Source organism: Microbacterium sp. GCS4 (assembly GCF_001262495.1).
Lineage (GTDB): Bacteria > Actinomycetota > Actinomycetes > Actinomycetales > Microbacteriaceae > Microbacterium.
This window is the reverse complement of the sequence record NZ_LGYE01000004.1, coordinates 1-18190: the sequence shown is the minus strand read 5'-3', so window position 1 is coordinate 18190 and position 18190 is coordinate 1. Positions and strand designations below refer to the sequence as shown.

The window sequence follows — 18190 nt, the reverse complement described above, 5'->3', positions numbered from 1 at the left end:
GCCCTCATTCGGAGTGGCTCCGAACTCGGTACCGTCGCGTCGAAGGCAACCGCTGAGGGGAGGATTCGATGGACGGTCGTCGGCACTCGCTCATTCCGATCATCGCGACCGCTGCGGTCTCGCTCATGATCGGTGCGCTGATTCGAGGGGCGCTTCCTCCGTTCGTTCTCGATGACCCGTTCTGGCGAGCGTTCTGGTCAGGCCCTCCCATGGCTGGACTCCTCGCCGTGGTCGCGGCGACGGTCGCGTTCTATCCGGCCTATCGATCCACCCGAATCGCCCGCGAGAACTCCGCCCGCGAGCAATGGTGGAAGCGTGCGGAATGGGCGCTCGGTCGCGCTGCATCGAATCGTCAGATCGACAGAGAGGTCGCTAACGACGCGCTCGCGGCGCTGGTGAAGGATGCGACGGAGACCGAAGCGCAGATGATTCTTCGCACGATTGCAAACCTTCAGAGCTCAGGTGCCATGGACACGAGGGGCACCGCGACGGACAATGGGCGGAGGAGGTGGATGCCGTGGTGACGAAGGTGAAGAGCGGACTGCAACGCAGGATCGACTCCGGGCGCGCTGAACCCATCAGCGATCGTGAGCGGGCCCAGCTTCAAGAGATCCGGGAGATCTACATCCGGCGGTTCGGCAGCGATCCATTCGGGGATCAGGGTGCGAGCACCGACGAGCGGCAGATCGGCTAGACCCGAGCATCCTGCCGGGGAACCCACACCTGCTTGATGATGATCAGGATGGATGCCGCGACGGGGACCGCCACGAGGGCGCCGAGGAGTCCGAGCAGCGTGCCGCCGGCCAGGGCACCGATGACCACCAGCGATCCGGGGATCGAGATCGCCTTGTTCATGACCCGCGGGGTGATGACGTAGGCCTCGACCTGCATGTAGACCAGGTAGACGATCGCGAAGACGAGGGCCCCGATCGGATTCGTGAACAGGGCGAGACCCGTCCCGATGATCCAGAACATCACCGACCCGACCAGCGGGATCAGCGTGATGCAGAAGGCGACGGTCGCCATGAGGGGCGGGAACGGCAGTCCCAGGAACAGATACAGGAGGAAGGCGAGGATCGCGTTGAAGAACGCGAGCACCACCATCCCCATGACGTAGCCGCCCACCGAGTCGGTGATCTGGTCGGTGATGTCGCCGGCGCGAGCCCGGTCGCGCGCGGGAGCGAGGCGCAGCAGTCCGGTCTTGATGGCCGGCAGCGTCGCGACGAAATACAGGGTCAGCACGAGCACCACGATCGCGCCGGAGATGCCCGTCGCGATCGACGCGCCGATCTGCAGCGCGCCTCCGCCGATCGCGGCGATGTTGCCGGGGTCGGTGAGGAACTTCTGCACGTCGGCGACGAGGTCTTCGAACTGGTCGCCGAACTGCGCCTCGAGCGTCGCGTAGATGTCGCTGCGCGTGAACTCCTGGATCATCCCGGGCACGGAGCGCACGAAGCTCGCGATCTGCTCGATCACGATCGGCACGATCATCCAGAGGATGAGTCCCACGACGACGATGAGCGCGAGGATCACCACCACGACGGAGATCGCTCGCGAGAGCCCGCGACGCTCGAGGAACCGGACGGCGGGGTCCAGCCCGAGGGCGGCGAACAGGGCGAGTGCGATGTAGATGAGCACGGTCGACAGGCTCGTGAGCGCGAGGCCCAGCACGAGCGCGGCGAGTCCACCGAGGGTCACGAGGAACCCGAACACGAAGGGGCGGTCGATGCGCGTCCAGAACGACCGGCTCGGCGTCATGGGCTCGACCACGGTGCGGGCGGCGGCGACGGCATGGTGTTCGCCGGTGGTCGGTGCGACATCGACGGGCGCGGACGTCGCCGCGACCGATGTCGGGGGAGCGGATGCGGGTGCCGCGGGCGTCTCGGGCGCGGGCTGCTCTTCTTCGCTCATGTGCTCACGATAGCGGGCGGGCAGCCTCGGTCCCCCGTCGTCGCGCGTCATCCGGCGGGTCGGTGGGGCCCCGGTGTCCGTAGAGTAGGGGCATGACCGCCGCCGACGATCCCCGGGCTGAACTGCTCCGCCTCCGCGCCAGCATCGACAACATCGACGCCGCGCTCATCTTCATGCTCGCGGAGCGCTTCCGCGCCACGCAACAGGTGGGCCACCTGAAGGCCGAGCACGACATGCCGGCATCCGACCCCGGCCGCGAAGAGCAGCAGGTCGCGCGTCTGCGCGCGCTCGCCGAAGAGGCGCACCTCGATCCGGAGTTCGCCGAGAAGTGGTTCAACTTCGTCGTCGCCGAGGTCATCCGCCACCACACGGAGGCCGCCGAGGGGCGCTGACCCCTGGCTCGCGCCCGCCTTCGCGCCCGCTTACTTCACGCTGCCTGCGGTGAGTCCGCCGACGAGGCGCTTCTCGATGAGCATGAAGAGGATGACGACGGGCAGGATCGCGACGATCGAGACGCCGAACACGTACTGCCAGCTCGTCTCGTACTGACCCACGAACTTCGTCAGCGCGACGGACAGGGGCTGGTTCTTGTCGGTGGAGAGGATGACGAGCGACGCGGCGAACTCGTTCCAGCACGCGACGAACGTGAAGACGATCGCGGTGACGATGCCGGGCCAGACGAGCGGCAGGTTGATCTTGAAGAGGACGGTGAGACGTCCGGCGCCGTCGATCTGGGCGGCTTCGTCGACCTCCTTGGGGATGCCGGCGAAGAACGAGTGCATGATCCACACGGCGAACGACAGGTTGAAGGCGGCGTTGATGAAGATCATCGCGGCCCACGTGTCACCGAGGCCGAGGGTCGTGAACTGGCGGAACAGGCCCGAGGTGAGCACGGCGGGTTGCAGCATCTGCGTCACGATCACGAGGAACAGGAACACCATGCGCCCGGGGAACTTGAAGCGGGCCGTATAGTAGGCGGCCGGCAGCGACACGAGCAGCACGAGCAGGGTCGCGAAGACCGCGATCACTATGGTCGAGATGAGGTTGTACGGCAGCGGCGTCTCGGGCGTCGACCACATCGTGAAGTAGTTCTCCCAGTGCCATTCGACGGGGAGGTAGGTGGGGTCGACGGAGCGGATCTGCGACTTGGTCTTCACGGACCCGAAGAACATGATGAGGTACGGCAGCACGAAGATCGCGAGCACGAGGAACCCGGCGGCGGTGCGCAGGATGACGCGGGGGAGGGTGACCTGGTCGGCGGTGTACCGGCGCTTGCGGCCGGGCAGACGCGGGGCGGGGGTGGTGCCGGCGGTGGTGACGAGGGCGGTCTCGGTCAGGGTCACGGTCAGACCTCCTTCATGGGCTTGACGGCCTTGACGTAGATCGCGACGATCACGATCACGATGAGGAAGGCCACGACGGACAGGGCGCTGGCGACGTCGACCTTCTTCTGCAGCTCGATGTATTTGAAGATCATCGTCATGATCGTGTCGGCGTCGTAGCCGGGGATGGAGCCGGTCATGACCTTGAGGATCGGGAGGGAGTTGAAGACGTTGATGATGTTGATGAGGATCGCGACGGCGAGGGCGCTGCGCAGCTGAGGCAGGATGATCGTCCAGTAGGTGCGGGCGGGACCGGCGCCGTCCATCTTCGCGGCCTCGATCGCGTCGGCCGGGACGGTCTGGAGCCCGGCGAGGATCGTGTAGGTCGTGAACGGCAGGGACACGAAGATCGCGATGACGATGGACCAGGTGAACGCGGTGGCGGGGTTCTTGGTCCACCCGTAGCCGACGGCGTCGTCTGTGAGGCCGATGTCGTAGAGGAACTTGTTGAACACTCCGAAGTACGGCTCGAGGCTGTAGTAGAACACCATCGTGGTCATGACCACGGACGACGCCCATGGGACGATCACGGCCATGCGGACGATCTGGCGTCCGGGAAACGCCTTGTTGAGGATCTGCGCGAGGCCGAGGGAGATCGCGACGGTGAAGAACACCACGGCCACGACCCACACGATCGTGCGGCCGAGGATGGGCCAGAACTCGGCGAACCCGAACACGGTCGCGAAGTTGTCGAACCCGACCGAGCCCTTGTCGAGGCCCGACAGGGAGATGTCGCGGGTGGAGTTGAAGAACATCACCCCGGCGGGGAACAGCACCACGCCGATGATGAGCACGAGCGCCGGAGCGATCCACGGCAGAGCCTGCAGCAGGTCCTTGACGCCGGGCTTGCGCGGCGCGGGGTCCGACCCGGCTCCTCTCGCTCGGGACCCGGTGGCGCGGGGACGGCCGGTGGCCGCCCCCGCGGGGTTCGAGGATGCTGTGGTCTGGCTCATGGGATTCTCGAACCTCTCCGTGATGGGTGTCTGCGGGTGCGCGGCTCAGCCCGCGTCGACCTGCGCCTGGATCTCGGTCAGCACGTCCTGCGCCGACTTCGACTGCAGCTGTCCGAACAGCGACTTGAATGCACCGTCGGCGGCCGACCACTTCGGGTTCGTCGACGGGTAGAACTGCGCGTCCGGGAGCACGTCGAGGAACGGCTTCAGCTTCTCGTCACCGCCGAGCTTCTCGGCGCCGGACTTGGTGACGGGCAGGAAGCCCTCAGCCTGCACCCACGGAACGTAGACGTCGGCCGAGTAGTAGTAGTCGAAGAACTTGGTGATGGCGTCCTTCTTGTCGTCGTCGTTCTGGAAGGCCATGAGCTGGTCCATGACGCCGAGCGTGAACGCGGAGCCGTCCTTCGTCGGGATCGGCACGATCGAGTAGTCGAGGTCGGGGTTGCCCTCCTCGATCTGCCCCACCGTCGGCGGCAGACCCACCTGCATCCCGATCTTGCCCTGGATGAAGATGTCCATGAGGGGCGAGCGCTGCGTCGAGCCGGGGTCGGCCTGCGTCGCACCGGCGTCGATCATCTTCTTGATCTGCTCCGCGCCCGCGAGGTTCTCCGGGGTGTCGATCGTGATCTCGGACGCGTCGCCGAACGATCCGCCGCCGCCCCACAGCCACACGGCCGCCTCGGCCTGGGCCTCCTCCGAGCCGAGCGGCATGCCGTAACCGGCGACACCGCCCCCGAGAGCCGACACCTTGGTCGCGGCGTCCAGCAGCTCGTCCCAGGTCTTCGGAGCCTCGGTGACACCGGCCTGCTCGAGCAGCGCGTTGTTCACGAAAAGCGCGCGGGCGGATGCGATCAGCGGAAGCGCATATGCAGTGCCGTCGACCTCGGCGTTCGCGATGAACGAGTCCTGGAAGTCGGAGTAGGTGTCCTCGGACACGACATCCTTCGCCGGGTACAGCAGCTCGTCGCCGACGAAGCCGGCGAAGGGGCCGCCGTTGTAGATGTCCGGTGCCTCGCCGGCCTGGATCTTCGTCGAGACGACCTTCTCGAGGTTGTCCCAGGACTGCACTTCCAGCTTGACGTCGATGTCGGGGTTCTCCTTCTCGAACCCGGCGATCACGTCCTCCCACAGACCCTTGGTCGCGTCGGAGTAGCTGGGGACGAGCATGTCGAGCGTGGTCTTGCCGTCGGCGTCGCCGCCGTCGCCTCCCGAGCCGCCGCTGAAGCCGCACGAGGCGAGTGTGAGTGTGGCGGTGGCCGCGAGGGCGACCGCGCCGAACCGCAGTGACTTCTTTATGTGTTGCTTTCCTCACTGTTGGTGATGGTGATCGGGAGGGCAGTGCACGGTGTCGCGAACGGTTGTACGCGACGATGCGTAGAACGAGAATGATTATTTGTCAGGCCCATGAACTAATCAAGAGGTTTCTCGACGGTGTTCTGGAATCCGGTGATTGAACGTCATACTATGATCGATAATGATGTATTTCAATCAAAAAAGTGCATCAATAGATTCGAAAGCAATACGAAAGGCGAAGCCATGACCGCAACCTCTGCCGGCGCGCACATGCGTGACGAGCTCACCTCGCAGCCCGAGACCTGGGCGAAGGCCGCTGATCTGCGCGAGCAGCAGGCTCTGCTCCCCGTCGCCGGAGCACGCGTGGCGGTGGTGGGATGCGGCACCTCCTGGTTCATGGGACAGGCGTATGCCGGGCTGCGCGAGACAGCCGGCCTCGGCGAGACCGACGCGTTCGCCGCCTCCGAGTCGTTCGTCGACCGCGGCTACGACGCCGTCATCGCGCTGAGCCGATCCGGCACCACGACGGAGGTGCTGGAGATCGCCGAACGCCTCAAGGGACGCTCCCGCGTGATCGGTGTCATCGGCGACGAGACCTCGCCGCTGGTCGACATGGTCGACGACGCCGTGCTCCTCCCGTTCGCCGACGAGAAGTCGGTCGTGCAGACGCGCTTCGCCACGACAGCGCTCGCACTGTTCCGTGCGTCACTCGGCGAGGATCTGACCCGAGCCATCGACGACGCCTCCGCCGTGCTCGCCGCGGACGACGATCCCGCCCTGGGGGATGCGGAGCAGTACACGTTCCTGGGCCGCGGATGGACCGTCGGCCTGGCGCACGAGGCCGCGCTCAAGATGCGCGAGTCCTCGCAGTCGTGGACCGAGTCGTACGCCTCGATGGAGTACCGGCACGGTCCGATCGCGATCGCTGCACCCGGACGCATCACCTGGCAGTTCGGGGACGCCCCCGAGGGTCTCGCGACCCAGGTCGAGGCGACGGGAGCGCGGTTCGTGCAGCATCCGATCGATCCCCTGGCGGATCTCGTGCGCGTGCACCGCGTCGCCCTCGACCGAGCCCTGGCGCGCGGTCTCGATCCCGACCAGCCGCGCAACCTCACGCGATCCGTCATCCTGGATGCATGACGCCAGCCTCTCTCGGAGAAGTCGATGAGCACAGCTGAGAGCGAGGGAGCGCGCGCCGTCGGCGTGCAGTCTCTCGGCGAGGGGCCCGCCGTCCTGGCGTTCGACGTGGGCGGGACGGACATCAAGTCGGCCCTGTTCGCACCCGACGGGACCGCGCTCGACCTGCGTCGCACGCCGACCCCGGTCGTCGAGGGCGATCGCACGGCGACGGTCATCGACCGTCTCGGCGACCTCGCCCGCGAGCTCACGTCCAGGCACCCCGACGTCGTGCCGCGTGCGGTCGGGCTCGTGGTCCCCGGCATCGTGGACGCGGATGCCGGACTCGGCGTCTTCGCGAGCAACCTGGGCTGGCGCGACGCGCCGATCCGCGACCTGGCTGCGCAGAGACTCGGGCTGCCGGTCGCGTTCGACCACGACGTGCGCGCGGCCAGCTGGGCCGAGCACCGCCTCGGTGGCGCCCGGGCCTACTCGGACTCGGTCGTGCTGGTGATCGGCACGGGGATCGCCGGCGCGCTCATCCTCGGCGGCGAGCCGTACACGGCAGGCGGGTACGCGGGCGAGATCGGGCACTCGCCGATCGCCGATGGGCCGGTCTGCCCGTGCGGCGCCCGCGGCTGCCTCGAGGCCGTGGCCTCGGCCGGGGCGATCGTCCGCCGCTACCTCGACGCCACCGGCGACGTGCCGGACGGAGCCAAGGACGTGATCGCGCGCGCCACGGCGGGCGATCCCATCGCGGCGGAGATCTGGAACTCGGCCCTCGACGCACTCGCCCTGTCGCTCGCCCAGCTCACCGCGGTCGTCGCGCCGCAGGCGATCGTGATCGGCGGAGGGCTCTCGCGTGCGGGCGGGGCGCTGTTCGACGAGCTGCGCGCGCGACTCGCGGAGCGGCTGAGCTTCCACCGCATCCCCGACCTCGTCCCCGCCGAGCTCTCCGGCAACGCCGGGATACTCGGGGCGGCGCTGCGCGCGAGGGAGCTCGCATGATCCTCACCGTCACCCCGAACCCGGCGCTCGACCTCACCTGGCGCGTGGATCGACTGACCCCCGGTGCCACGCACCGCGCGGATGCCGGAGCAGCGCGCGCCGGCGGCAAGGGCATCAACGTCGCCAGGGTCGCGCACGCGCATGACGCTTCGGTGCTCGCCCTCGCCACGGCGGGCGGCCGCACCGGAATCGCGCTCGCGGCCGATCTCGGTGCGAGCGGCGTCCCGCATCGGCTGGTGCAGGTCGCGGCGCCGACCAGGCAGACCGTCGCGATCGTCGACGAGGAGCTCGGCGACACCACCATCGTCAACGAGCGGGGTACGAACCCCACGGATGCCGAATGGGCGGCGCTGTTCGGAGAAGTCGTCGACGCGCTGCCGAGCGCCCGGGTGCTCGTGATCTCCGGCAGCCTCCCTCCCGGGGCGCCCGACACTTTCGTGCCGCTGCTGATCGGCACGGCACGCGACGCCGGCATCCCCGCGATCGTCGACACCTCCGGCCCGGCACTGCTCCGCGCGGCGGAGGCGGGAGCGGCCGTCCTCAAGCCCAACGCCGCCGAACTCGTCGAGGCGACGGGCATCGACGACCCCGTCGCCGGGGCCCGCGCCCTGATCGCTCTCGGCGCCGAGCTGGTGCTGCTGTCGCGTGGCGCCGAGGGCATGCTCGCGGTCACTGCCGACGCGGTGCGGCAGGCCCGACTCGACGCCCCGCTCGCGGGAAATCCCACGGGCGCTGGCGATGCCGCTGTCGCCGCCTGCGCCGTGCTGTACGCGCAAGGACTGCGCGACCCCGAGACCGTGCTGCGCCGCGCCACCGCCTGGTCGGCCGCCGCCGTGCCGATGCCGCTGGCCGGCGAGATCTCCGACGACTGGGCGGCGCTCGAAGCACGCCTCGTCGTCACCGCCATCCCCCGAGAGGAAGAACTGTGACACTCGTGTCCGCCCGCGAACTCGTGACGGACGCCGCCTCCCGCGGCACCGGCATCGGCGCGTTCAACGTGATCCACCTGGAGACCGCAGAGGGGCTCGTGCGCGCCGCCGAAGCCGCGCAGCTGCCGGTCGTGCTCCAGATCTCGCAGAACTGCGCCGACTACCACGGAGGCCTCGAGCCGATCGCCTTGGCCACGCTCGCGGTGGCGCGGCGCGCGGCGACGCCCGTGGCGGTGCATCTCGACCACGCCGAGCGCCCGGAGCTCGTCGACGAGGCGATCGCGCTCGGCTTCGGCTCGGTCATGTTCGACGGGGGTGCGCTGCCCTACGACGAGAACGTCGCGCTCACGGCTGCGGTCGTGGAGCGGGCGCACGCAGCCGGCGTATACGTCGAGGGAGAGCTCGGCGAAGTCGGAGGCAAGGACGGGGCTCATGCCCCCGGGGTGCGGACCGATCCCGCGGAGGCACGCGCCTTCGTCGCGGCGACCGGCGTCGACGCCCTCGCGGTCGCGGTGGGTTCCTCGCACGCGATGACCGATCGCACGGCATCCCTCGACCTCGACCTGATCGCTCGACTGCACGAGGCGCTCGACGTTCCGCTCGTGCTGCACGGGTCCTCGGGCGTGCCCGACGAGGTCATCGCGCGGGCCGTGCGCGCGGGCATGACGAAGATCAATGTGTCGACGCACCTCAACGGCCACTTCACGCGCGCCGTCCGCGGGGTGCTCGAGGCGGATGCCGCGCTCGTCGACTCGCGCAAGTACCTCGCTCCGGCGAGGGACGCGCTCGCGCACGAGGCTGCGCGCCTCCTGCGGCTCTTCGCGTTCGCACCCGTCACGGCAGGATAGAGCCATGAAGCGCGCCGCCCGTCTGAACGCGATCCTCGACCTGCTCGCCGCCGACGGCGAGGTCGGAGTCGACGACCTCGTGGCGCGATTCGGCGCCTCCCCCGCGACGACACGGCGCGACCTCGATTCGCTCGCCGAGCAGCGCCTGCTCACCCGGACGCACGGGGGCGCGGTCGCGCAGACCGTCGCCTACGAGCTGCCGATCCGCTACAAGAGCCACCTGCGCACGCAGCAGAAGGAGAGCATCGCGCAGGCCGCCGCGGCTCTCGTGAACCCCGGCATGGTGGTGGGGCTCAGCGGAGGCACCACGACCACCGCGATCGCCGCGGCCCTCGCGGCGCGCGACGACCTCGGCTCGGGGTCGGGATCGGGATCGGGATCGGGCATCACAGTCGTCACGAACGCCGTGAACATCGCGGCCCAGCTCGCGACCCGCCCCGACATCAAGGTGGTCGTGACGGGCGGGGTGATCCACTCCCGCAGCTACGAGCTCGTCGGGCCCTTCGTCGAGCAGCTGCTGCGCGGCATCCGTCTCGACATCGCGTTCATCGGCGTGAACGGCATGGATGCCGACGCCGGGGCGACCACGCAGGACGAGCGCGAGGCGGCCGTGAATCGGATGATGGCCGCGCGCGCGGGGCGAGCCGTGGTCGTGACCGACAGCAGCAAGCTTGGCCGTGCGGCGTTCGCCGCCGTCGGCGGTGCGGAGCTGTTCCCCGTGGTCCTCACCGACGACGGGGCGACGCCCGCCGATCTCGCGGCCCTGCGCGCTGCGGGCTACGAGGTCGTCGCCGCAGGCTGATCCGCGGCCCGTCCCGCGGGATCCGCCCGAGGCGACTCCTGGTGGGGATGTCGCGACCCCTCGCGACATCCCCGGAGTAGATGGTGGCCGTGTCGTTCCCCGCACTCCCCAGTGCACGAGGTGTCCCCAGTTCCGACCGCGCCTCCCTCGTGCTCCGTGTCCGAAGCCCTTCGCGTGGCACCTTCTGCAGATCAGGAGCGGGGGCGGGCTGTTCTGATACATCGAGTGGAGAAAAGTCTCAGAGCCCGTCGCCATGGCACTGGAACGGGGCGCGGAGCCCGGTCGACTCGGATGCCGAGGCCAGGGCGACCGCGGGCGCGACGCCCACCGCGAGACGTGCGTGCACCGCGCCGAGCAGTTCGCATGCGACGTCGTCGGCGACGACCACCGGCGCCGCGATCACGCACCGCGTCCCCGCGTGCAGCCAGACGCGCGTCATGCCCAGGGCCTCTTCCCCCCACCGCACGGACGAACGGCCCAGCTCGCACGCCGACAGCACCACGGTCTCGGGAACGCGCGGGATCAGATCGACGTCGTACCCGAACAGCGTGCCGTCGACGAGCTCGAATCCCGAGAACAGCGGATTGTCGACCGCGTGGCGGCCGTGCGCGGCGATGTGCAGCACGTCGGCGTCGGCGGCGAGGTGGATCACGTCGGAGACCCGCGCCGCGTCGCCCGTGAGCACCGTGGCATCCGTCCACGCGCTCGCCGCGGTGTGCACCTCCTCGTCGGCACGCACCACCCTCGGACCTGCCGCGAATCCGGCCCGGCGCATTGTCGTCGTCGCCCGCGGGGCCGGCCTGCCATCCCGGGTGTCGTCGCCGAGCCAGCGCGACACCGAGGTGGCGATCGTGAACGGGACGCTCGCCGTGCCGGGGAGCATCGCCCACGGGATGCCGCCGAGGATGCCGGGCACGGTGAGTGCGAGCCGCTCGGCGCCGTGCGCCGCGGCGAGGACCGGCCGCAAGAGCTCGACGTCGAGCACCTGCATCCGCTCGTCCAGCGATCGCGCGACGATACCGGCCATCGGGCCGCCGTGCGTGAGCGCGGCGACGTCGAGATCGGCCCGGAGCCCATCCAGTGCGGTGCGGATGCGAGGCCACGACAGCTCGACGACGGTCGCGCCGCCCGCCGTCACCACGGTGCAGAGCAGGTCGACGCCGGTGAACACGTAGGCGAGCACCGCCGTGCCGGGCGAGAGGCGTTCGCGCGTCGCCGTGAGATCGAGTCGATCGCGGCTGGAGCCTGCGCGGGTCGTCGACCACTGCCGGTCGCGCACCCGATCGCGCAGCACCCGCACCCGCGCATCGGCGGTCCAGTCGGAGCCCGCGAGATCGGCGCGCAGCATCCGCAGCTCGGCGAGGTCCGCCGCGAGCTCCGCATCGCGCGGCGGCCGCACGGGCGCGACCTGCTGGCTCAGGTGCCGTGCCCGCTCCGACCATTCGAACAGGATGCGCGGGTCGCGCGAGCGCGCCGCCGCCGCGAGCCCCGCGAACATGAGCTCGGTGCCGTGCATCGCGACGGAGGCCTGCAGATCGAGCGCACCGAACGACTGCTGCCAGGATGTGAGCAGGTCGAGTCCCGCGGCCGCGGCCCGCCGCGCGTCGGCGTCGCGTCCGGCGGCGGAGGCGCGGACGGCGCGCACCTCCTGGGCGCGGAGTCGCAGCGGCGTGGGGGCGTCGGCGGCGAGCCGCGGCATCCGCTTCCCGTCGGCCAGTCGGGCGGTCAGCGTCAGCGCGGTGGCCTCGGTCGCGAAGCCGCCGCGAGCGAGTGCCGCGCTCGTGCGCGCGAACCGACCGTGATCGATGGAGCTGCCGGGACGAGCGCGCAGCCGCGCCTCGAGCCGCACGGCCTCGGCTCGCGCCGCCCAGCCCTCGCTGCCGAGGGCGGTGAACCGCCGTGCGGCGGTGGTCGCCGAGCGCTCGGCCGCTGCCGGGTCGTGGCGCAGGAGGGAGCGCGCCAGGTGGAACTCCGCCTCGCCCCGGGACTGCCGCATGCGCTGTGCGCCGAACTGCGTCGCGACCTTGCCGAGCAGTTCCTCGGCCTCGGTGGTCAGTCCTGCGTCGCGGAGCACCTCGGCGCGGTCGAGGTCGCTGATCGCGACGGCGAGGGCGCTCGTGGCCGCGAACGTCGGGCGCGACGCGGTCATGTGGCCGAGCGCCGTGACGAGGTCGCCTCCGAGCAGGGCCGCGTAGCCGAGGTTGTGGCGTGCCTCGGCCAGCGGCTCCTCGTCGCCGAGGGCGTCGTATACAGCGATGGCGGCGCGGAGGTCGGACTCGCACTGCGGGAGGTCGTGCCGTTGCATCCCGACCATGGAGCGGCTCATCAGGAGGTTCGCCCGCTCGACGGAGTTCTCGTCGAGGGCGTCGATCGCGCGGGTGAGGAAGTCCTCGGCCTCGTCGAGTCGCCCTCCGTGCATGAGCAGCGTGCCGAGCTGGCCGTTCAGCACGGCGAGGGTCTCGGCGCGCAGGCCCGTCCTGGCGAGGGCGGCCCGCGACAGCCGCTCGGCCTCGGCCGGTTCGCCGGTCTGCGCGAGGACGTACGCCAGCGTGCCGTCGATGCGCGCGCGGAGGTCGTCATCGGAGGCGCGGGCGGATGCCGTGGCGAGCGCGCGCCGCGCCTGTCCGAACCGCCGGGAGTTGGCCGCCGCGACGCCGCGCTGATGCAGTTCGAGCGCGGTCAGAGGCATCCTCCCAGAATGCCGGTATGCGCGTGCGGGCGGAAGTGCGCCGAGTCAGTCCCGCGGTGCCGGCAGTCCTTTCAGGACCGCGTCGACTGCCGTCGCCGCCGCCTTCATCGTGACTCCGTCGGGCGGCACGGCCCCGAGCTGTGCGGCGATCCGTCCTGCGACATACGGTGCCGCGAACGACGTGCCGCTCCAGATCGCGAAGCCGCCCCGATAGTCGTCCGGGTCGATCGTCTCGCGGTGCAGCCCGTCGACGTCGGCCCGCGTGGACGCCTGCTCGCCACCCACGAACCCGGGCGACGTGCTGACGACCGCCGCGCCCGGCGCGTAGACGCGCACCCACGGTCCGACGTTCGAGAACAACGCGACCGAGCGGGCGGAGGGGTTGAGGGCGCCGACGGAGACCAGCGGCGCGTCCTTGTCGGGAACGATGCCGTTGTCCGCTCCCGGCCACGGCCACAGGGATGCCGGGAACGACGGCCGGTCGATCGCATCGTTGCCCGCGGAGCACACCACCACGCATCCGAGCTCACGGGCCTTCGCGAGCAGGGCGGTGAGCGTCGTGCTGAACAGGCCGTCCTCGGGGGTCTCGTGGTAGTAGCCGAGCGAGAGGTTCAGCACGTCGATCGGATGCCCGGTCGAGGGGTCCGCGCGGTGGCGACGCAGCAGCTCCACGACCTGCGCGACCGTCGTGAGGAATGTGCTCTCGTCGATCACCCCGAGGGCTCCGGCCATCCGCACGGACAGGATGTCGGCGTCCGGCGCCGCCTGGCGGATGATGCCCGCGATGAACGTGCCGTGTCCGGCGACGGCGTCGATTTCGCCGTCCAGCTGCCCGTACAGGTCGGGGTAGCGCTCCGGATCGGCGTCGTCGGTGAGCCCGATCGGCACGCCGTCGAGCTCGACCTGACGCGTGACGATGTCATCGGGGAGCCAGTCGTGCACGCCGCATCCGGTGTCGAGCACCGCGACGACGGGCCTGCGGCCGCGCTTCGGCGCCGGTCCGCGCTGCGGCGCCGGCCCCACCCAGGTCACCGGCTGCCGGGCTCCGCGGCCCGGCTCGAGGTAATCGTCGCTCCCGCCGGAGCCTCCGCCGCGCACCGGGTTCGTGCGACTGAACGGGTTCGTGCGGCTGAAGGGGTTGGTGCGGCTGAACGGGTTGAGCCCGACGGGGTCGATCGACACCACGTGCTCCAGGCTGGTCCGCGGCATGGTCGAACGGGTGCTCCGTCGCGCACGCTGAAGCACCCGCCAGGCGTCGGGCGCCACGGGAGACTCGCCGCGCACGGCCTCATCCGGTGTGAGCAGTCGCGCGCGCAGGAAACCGGGCACTCCCGGCAGCAGCGGAGCCGCGTTCAGACGCGTCGCCTCGGACTCGATGTCGAGTTCCCACCCGAAGGATGCGGCGGCGTCGCGCAGCGCCTTCACTTCGCCGTCGTAGGCCTCGTGGTCGTCGTCCCGGTCGAACGTGATCAGCAGGCGCTCGGGCAGGTATGCGGTGGGGAAGGCGCGGACGCCCTCCACCGGCTCCACGTTCGGATCCAGAGCCGTCCCTCGACGGATCGATCCCTCCGCTCTGTCCTGCCAGCTCCATCCCCTCGGCTGTTCCATCGTCGGTCCCCTCCGCGGGCGTCCCCGCATCTTCTGCGGGTCGCCCCGCGTCCATGCGGACGTCGTCCGCGGTGTGTGTGCGGGAATCCCCGCTCTGTGTGCGGGAATCCCCGCTCCGTGTGCGGGGAGACCCGCGATCGATCACAACTCGAACTGCGGAGTCGCCAGAACGCGCGCCTCGCCGCCGACCGTGGTGGTCAGCCGCACGCTCGTGAACCCGTCTGGCACGTCGTCGAAGGCGAAGCGTCCGGTCTCGCTCGGCGACGTGGTACGGATGCGGTCCCCCTGGCGCAGCTCGATCTCGGCGGCCGCCGTGTCGACCCAGCCGTCGATGCGATGTCGGCCGTTCGCCGTACCGGTGACGTGCAGGAGGATGCTGGTGGTGCCGTCGCTGAACTGGAGGGTAAGCGCGTCGGCATCGCCGCGCACCGCACCGAGCGGCTGTTCGACGAGCGTCAGCAGGGCGTACTCCTCGGAGAGTCCCTCTGCGGCGACGGCCGCGATCATCCGGTCGATCAGGCTCGCCGGCATGGGATCGACGTCCCTCCACAGCGACCGCAGCTGCGCGAACAGCTCGGCGTCCTCGCGGTCGGGCGTGCTCACGACGCACCCGCCGGTGCTGATCCGTCCAGTAGGGCGCGCAGCTTGGCGAGACAGCGCTGCCGGGTCGGGCCGATGCTGCCGACCGGCATCCCGAGCTCGCTGGCGAGGCGAGCATAGTCGGGGCGCTCCTCGAAGGCGATCACGCGAAGCAGTCGCTGACAGCGGTCCGCGAGACGCTGCACGGCCGACCAGAGCGCGCGGCTCTGTTCGCCGGTCGCGGCGCGATCCTCGGCCGACTCCTGCCGCGGCAGCAGGACGTCGAGCGTGTCGGTCTCGGTCGTCTCGACCCTGCGTCCGGCCTTGCCCGCGCGCCAGGCTTCGCGTCGCGCCGTGGTCGTGAGCCAGGCCGAGACGGCGCGCGGCTCGGTGATCGACCGGTGCCCGCGGACGAGCTGCATCCAGGTCGTCTGGATCACGTCCTCGGTGAGCGTGCGCTCGAGGCCGTAGGCGCGCACGACATGCCAGAGGACAGGCGTCATGAGCCGCACGAGGTCGTCCATCGCGCGGCTGTCGCCGTCCTGCCATGCCTCGAAGAAGTCGGCGGCGCGTCGCCAGCGCGCCGCACCGTCGTCCGGTGCAGGATCGAGGGCGGCGCCGTCGGGTGCGCCGTCGATCATGAGTCTTATTGTGAGCACACCCATCAGGAGCACGGCAAGGCTTTTCTGATACATGGACGGCGTCGAAATCCGTTGGTCGTCACCGCCGCTAGCGTGGGAGGCGTGACTCTTCTCGCCGTCGTCCTGTTCCTCAACGCCGCGTTCAATGCGCTCGTGTGGCCGCGCTTCTACATCCGCGTCGCCAAGGACCCCAGGGCGAGGGATGCCGCGGGTAAGCCGACCGCGTTCCTCACGGTGCACATCGTGCTGATCTCGATCGCCCTGGTGCTCGCGCTCCTGTCGCTGCTCGTGGGCATCGCGGCGCTGACCGGGGCGCTGTAGTCGCCGTTCAGTCCTCGGCAGATTTCCCGGTGCCGCAGAGGATCAGGATGCGTCGCAGGTGCATGGCGCTGAGCACGCCAGGGCCCATCGTGCGACGAGCCTCGATCGTGCGGTCGTCGACCGTCTCGAGCAGCAGTCGGACGGCCCGGGCCGCATCGGCGCGCACGCGATGCGCCTCGGCCGAATCGGGCTCGCGCTGCGCGATGACGTCGGCGACCGCATGGCAGGCGGCGGCGAGCGGCCCGGGGAGGGCGGGGTCGAGGCGCAGGGCTCCCGGGCGATCCCAGATCGTGTCGGCGGTGGCGTCGGAGATGTCGCGGATGAGGTGGGCGATCCGGTCGAGGGACGCCAGCTCGGCGTGGACGTGCTGCGTCTCGCCGCGTCCGCCGCGCGCGCGGACGTTGCCGCGGCGGCTGTCGTCGGCGTCGGCGAGGGCGGCGCGCAGCCCGCTGGTGGTCTCGGCGAGCGATGCGGCGTCATCCGCCCACTGCTGATGCTCGGGTGGCCAGGATTCGGTCACGGCGTTCCCGATGTCGTGCAGGTGGGTGCTGAGCTGGTCGCGGAAGGTGTCCACGCGCGCGGCGGCGGCGAGCGTGAGCGGTGCGGGAGCGATCACGATGTTGACGAGCAGCCCGATCGTGACGCCGACCGCCGTCTGCGTCAGGTAGCCGAGGGAGTAGTCGTCGGCGTTCTGGCCTCCGATGATGAGGACGAACAGCGCGGCCATCGGCACGTACTCCTTGCCGGCGCCGAACCAGTTCGTCCCCGACAGCAGGACGCCGACACCGACGACCACCGGGATCGTCCACCACGTCGGGCCGACGGTGATGACGACGATCGTCGCGAGACCGATGCCGGTCGCGAGGCCCAGGAGGGTCTGGACACTGGAGCGCATCGAGCCCATGAGTGTCGGGTACATGCTCACGAGTGCGCCGAGCGGCGCGTAGTACGGGTACTCCTGGGTAACGCCCGGCATGTGCGGGGCGACGACCCAGGCGAGTCCGACCGCGAGCGTGGTCTTCGCCACGAGCAGGAGCCGGGCGGGACGCACGGCGTCATGCAGGGAGGCCACGATCGCCGGGCGCTGCGGGCGGATGCGCGAGCGGATGTTCGTCACGGGGTCCTCTCTGCCGACCTCCCCGGAGGAAAGGCTACGGTCGGCGGCCCGATCGCTCGACGGGGTTGTCTCAGGCGCGGGCGCGCGGTAGAAGCCTGGATCGACGTCTGCGTCGTCCGGATGCTCGGGCGAGGTGCTGTGTGACCGCCGGGCGAGGTCGTGATCGGATCTCGGGATGCTCTAGGCGGGGCGTTCCCAGGCCGAGAGGAGCAGCTTGACCCCGAGTGCCCCGAGCAGGACGGCCGCTGCTCGGTCGACTCCGGCCTTGGTCCGCTCGTAGACCCTTCTGAATACGGCGATCGACAGTCCTGCGGCCACGGCCGAGTACCATCCCGTCTCGACGACGAGGACTCCGCAGATCAGTGCGACGGCCAGCCCGAGAGTCGGTTCCGCGGGCAGGAGCGAGGCGAAGACGCTCGCGTAGACGATCGCGGTCTTCGGGTTGCTGAGCTGAACGGCGAACCCGCGGAGGAATGCACGGTGCAGTCGATGGCCTCCGACTTGCCGCCGCGTTCCTGCGGGCACCTGGGGGAGAGGGATGCGCGCTCCGCGCCAGATCTTGACGGCGGTCCAGAGGAGGTAGGCGGCGCCGAGGATCTTCGCGGCCACGAAGAGCGGTTCGACCGCCATGAGAGTGGCGATGAGGCCGCACAGGGCGAGGACGGCGAACGCGAGCCCGCCGGCTCCGACGCCGACCGCAGTGGCCACGCCTTCCCGACGCGAGGCCCCCAGAGACGTCTGGGCGACCAGGACGAAGCTCGGTCCCGGGCTCATGGCCCCGAGCAGCAGCGCGCCGGAGGCGGCGAGGACGATCGTGATCTCGTTCATCTCGTCACTCCCGTCGTCGCCGGTCCCGGCTCGTCCCCTGGTCGCCCGTCCTCAGGGTGTCGCCTCAGGGCTTGGTGATGGTGAGGTCGTCCCAGGTGAACACGGTGGCGGGGAGGGTGGATGCTCCCGAGACGGTGTTCATGAGTCCGACGGTGCCGGCGGTCT

Annotated in this window: 19 protein-coding genes; 9 read left to right on the top strand and 10 right to left on the bottom strand. The window is 70.2% G+C overall.

Translation table 11 applies throughout. The features are described from left to right. The first annotated feature begins 68 nt into the window (after nucleotides 1-68). Together AKH00_RS14070 and AKH00_RS18010 are read left to right on the top strand one after the other, a co-directional pair. Complete coding sequence (locus tag AKH00_RS14070; RefSeq protein WP_050723405.1) at nucleotides 69-524, top strand: hypothetical protein; 456 nt, start codon at nucleotides 69-71, stop codon at nucleotides 522-524. Beyond that, a complete protein-coding gene (locus tag AKH00_RS18010) occupies nucleotides 521-694 on the top strand; it encodes a hypothetical protein (RefSeq protein ID WP_161804399.1) in 174 nt (57 codons plus the stop codon). The genes AKH00_RS14070 and AKH00_RS18010 overlap by 4 nt, the downstream gene beginning before the upstream one ends. On the opposite strand, the gene AKH00_RS14065 is transcribed toward AKH00_RS18010, so the two are convergent. Next, nucleotides 691-1911: an AI-2E family transporter gene (locus tag AKH00_RS14065; protein WP_050723630.1), complete on the bottom strand. Its 1221-nt coding sequence runs from the start codon at nucleotides 1909-1911 to the stop codon at nucleotides 691-693. The two genes, AKH00_RS18010 and AKH00_RS14065, sit on opposite strands and share 4 nt — an antisense overlap. Before the next feature lie 92 nt (nucleotides 1912-2003). Here AKH00_RS14065 and AKH00_RS14060 point away from each other — a divergent pair, with 92 nt between their 5' ends. After that, on the top strand, nucleotides 2004-2303 hold the full coding sequence (locus tag AKH00_RS14060; protein WP_050723404.1) for a chorismate mutase: 300 nt from the start codon (nucleotides 2004-2006) through the stop codon (nucleotides 2301-2303). Between the two features lie 30 nt (nucleotides 2304-2333). Here the strand turns inward: AKH00_RS14060 and AKH00_RS14055 are convergent, their stop codons facing one another. From AKH00_RS14055 to AKH00_RS14045, 3 genes are read right to left on the bottom strand one after another with little or no spacing between them, the layout of a single operon-like run. Beyond that, on the bottom strand, nucleotides 2334-3254 hold the full coding sequence (locus AKH00_RS14055) for a carbohydrate ABC transporter permease (RefSeq protein WP_200903866.1): 921 nt from the start codon (nucleotides 3252-3254) through the stop codon (nucleotides 2334-2336). Nucleotides 3255-3256: 2 nt separating this feature from the next. Further along, complete coding sequence (locus tag AKH00_RS14050) at nucleotides 3257-4246, bottom strand: carbohydrate ABC transporter permease (RefSeq protein ID WP_082297644.1); 990 nt, start codon at nucleotides 4244-4246, stop codon at nucleotides 3257-3259. Nucleotides 4247-4291: 45 nt separating this feature from the next. Continuing rightward, on the bottom strand, nucleotides 4292-5413 hold the full coding sequence (locus AKH00_RS14045; protein ID WP_235556788.1) for an extracellular solute-binding protein: 1122 nt from the start codon (nucleotides 5411-5413) through the stop codon (nucleotides 4292-4294). A gap of 369 nt (nucleotides 5414-5782) precedes the next feature. Between AKH00_RS14045 and AKH00_RS14040 the strand changes: the two genes are divergently transcribed. From AKH00_RS14040 to AKH00_RS14020, 5 genes are read left to right on the top strand one after another with little or no spacing between them, the layout of a single operon-like run. Continuing rightward, nucleotides 5783-6679 carry an SIS domain-containing protein gene (locus tag AKH00_RS14040; RefSeq protein ID WP_050723402.1) on the top strand — a complete coding sequence of 299 codons (897 nt, stop codon included), beginning with the start codon at nucleotides 5783-5785 and terminating at the stop codon, nucleotides 6677-6679. A gap of 24 nt (nucleotides 6680-6703) precedes the next feature. Further along, a complete protein-coding gene (locus tag AKH00_RS14035) occupies nucleotides 6704-7663 on the top strand; it encodes an ROK family protein (RefSeq protein WP_082297643.1) in 960 nt (319 codons plus the stop codon). Then, the gene (locus tag AKH00_RS14030) at nucleotides 7660-8592 is read left to right on the top strand and encodes a 1-phosphofructokinase family hexose kinase (protein WP_050723401.1); all 933 of its coding nucleotides are present in this window, start codon (nucleotides 7660-7662) and stop codon (nucleotides 8590-8592) included. The genes AKH00_RS14035 and AKH00_RS14030 overlap by 4 nt, the downstream gene beginning before the upstream one ends. Further along, nucleotides 8589-9440 (top strand): class II fructose-bisphosphate aldolase, encoded by an 852-nt coding sequence (locus tag AKH00_RS14025; RefSeq protein ID WP_050723400.1) that lies wholly within the window; start codon nucleotides 8589-8591, stop codon nucleotides 9438-9440. Before AKH00_RS14030 ends, AKH00_RS14025 begins: the two co-directional genes overlap by 4 nt. A gap of 4 nt (nucleotides 9441-9444) precedes the next feature. Further along, entirely contained in the window at nucleotides 9445-10242 is a 798-nt protein-coding gene (locus AKH00_RS14020) for a DeoR/GlpR family DNA-binding transcription regulator (RefSeq protein ID WP_050723399.1), read from the top strand. Nucleotides 10243-10480: 238 nt separating this feature from the next. Here the strand turns inward: AKH00_RS14020 and AKH00_RS14015 are convergent, their stop codons facing one another. From AKH00_RS14015 to AKH00_RS14000, 4 genes are all read right to left on the bottom strand, one after another. Next, nucleotides 10481-12931 carry a CHAT domain-containing protein gene (locus tag AKH00_RS14015; RefSeq protein WP_050723398.1) on the bottom strand — a complete coding sequence of 817 codons (2451 nt, stop codon included), beginning with the start codon at nucleotides 12929-12931 and terminating at the stop codon, nucleotides 10481-10483. A gap of 45 nt (nucleotides 12932-12976) precedes the next feature. Next, entirely contained in the window at nucleotides 12977-14539 is a 1563-nt protein-coding gene (locus AKH00_RS14010; protein WP_050723397.1) for a S8 family peptidase, read from the bottom strand. Nucleotides 14540-14680: 141 nt separating this feature from the next. Continuing rightward, a complete protein-coding gene (locus AKH00_RS14005; RefSeq protein ID WP_050723396.1) occupies nucleotides 14681-15142 on the bottom strand; it encodes a hypothetical protein in 462 nt (153 codons plus the stop codon). After that, the gene (locus AKH00_RS14000) at nucleotides 15139-15813 is read right to left on the bottom strand and encodes an RNA polymerase sigma factor (protein WP_235556787.1); all 675 of its coding nucleotides are present in this window, start codon (nucleotides 15811-15813) and stop codon (nucleotides 15139-15141) included. The genes AKH00_RS14005 and AKH00_RS14000 overlap by 4 nt, the downstream gene beginning before the upstream one ends. A gap of 48 nt (nucleotides 15814-15861) precedes the next feature. On the opposite strand from AKH00_RS14000, the gene AKH00_RS13995 reads away from it, so the two are divergent. After that, on the top strand, nucleotides 15862-16080 hold the full coding sequence (locus AKH00_RS13995; protein WP_050723626.1) for an SCO4848 family membrane protein: 219 nt from the start codon (nucleotides 15862-15864) through the stop codon (nucleotides 16078-16080). Nucleotides 16081-16087: 7 nt separating this feature from the next. Here the strand turns inward: AKH00_RS13995 and AKH00_RS13990 are convergent, their stop codons facing one another. Then, nucleotides 16088-17197, bottom strand: coding sequence for an FUSC family protein (locus AKH00_RS13990; RefSeq protein ID WP_050723394.1), 1110 nt, complete (start codon nucleotides 17195-17197; stop codon nucleotides 16088-16090). Between the two features lie 180 nt (nucleotides 17198-17377). Continuing rightward, on the bottom strand, nucleotides 17378-18025 hold the full coding sequence (locus tag AKH00_RS13985) for a LysE family translocator (protein ID WP_050723393.1): 648 nt from the start codon (nucleotides 18023-18025) through the stop codon (nucleotides 17378-17380). Nucleotides 18026-18190 lie beyond the last annotated feature (165 nt).

What these genes read in the sequence shown, in the direction of transcription:
- AKH00_RS14070 (WP_050723405.1), top strand. Translation starts at nt 69, where the DNA reads ATGGACGGTCGTCGGCACTCGCTCATTCCGATCATCGCGACCGCTGCG.
- AKH00_RS14065 (WP_050723630.1), bottom strand. Translation starts at nt 1,911, where the DNA reads ATGAGCGAAGAAGAGCAGCCCGCGCCCGAGACGCCCGCGGCACCCGCA.
- AKH00_RS14060 (WP_050723404.1), top strand. Translation starts at nt 2,004, where the DNA reads ATGACCGCCGCCGACGATCCCCGGGCTGAACTGCTCCGCCTCCGCGCC.
- AKH00_RS14050 (WP_082297644.1), bottom strand. Translation starts at nt 4,246, where the DNA reads ATGAGCCAGACCACAGCATCCTCGAACCCCGCGGGGGCGGCCACCGGC.
- AKH00_RS14045 (WP_235556788.1), bottom strand. Translation starts at nt 5,413, where the DNA reads ATGCTCGTCCCCAGCTACTCCGACGCGACCAAGGGTCTGTGGGAGGAC.
- AKH00_RS14040 (WP_050723402.1), top strand. Translation starts at nt 5,783, where the DNA reads ATGACCGCAACCTCTGCCGGCGCGCACATGCGTGACGAGCTCACCTCG.
- AKH00_RS14035 (WP_082297643.1), top strand. Translation starts at nt 6,704, where the DNA reads ATGAGCACAGCTGAGAGCGAGGGAGCGCGCGCCGTCGGCGTGCAGTCT.
- AKH00_RS14030 (WP_050723401.1), top strand. Translation starts at nt 7,660, where the DNA reads ATGATCCTCACCGTCACCCCGAACCCGGCGCTCGACCTCACCTGGCGC.
- AKH00_RS14020 (WP_050723399.1), top strand. Translation starts at nt 9,445, where the DNA reads ATGAAGCGCGCCGCCCGTCTGAACGCGATCCTCGACCTGCTCGCCGCC.
- AKH00_RS14015 (WP_050723398.1), bottom strand. Translation starts at nt 12,931, where the DNA reads ATGCCTCTGACCGCGCTCGAACTGCATCAGCGCGGCGTCGCGGCGGCC.
- AKH00_RS14010 (WP_050723397.1), bottom strand. Translation starts at nt 14,539, where the DNA reads ATGGAACAGCCGAGGGGATGGAGCTGGCAGGACAGAGCGGAGGGATCG.
- AKH00_RS14000 (WP_235556787.1), bottom strand. Translation starts at nt 15,813, where the DNA reads ATGTATCAGAAAAGCCTTGCCGTGCTCCTGATGGGTGTGCTCACAATA.
- AKH00_RS13985 (WP_050723393.1), bottom strand. Translation starts at nt 18,025, where the DNA reads ATGAACGAGATCACGATCGTCCTCGCCGCCTCCGGCGCGCTGCTGCTC.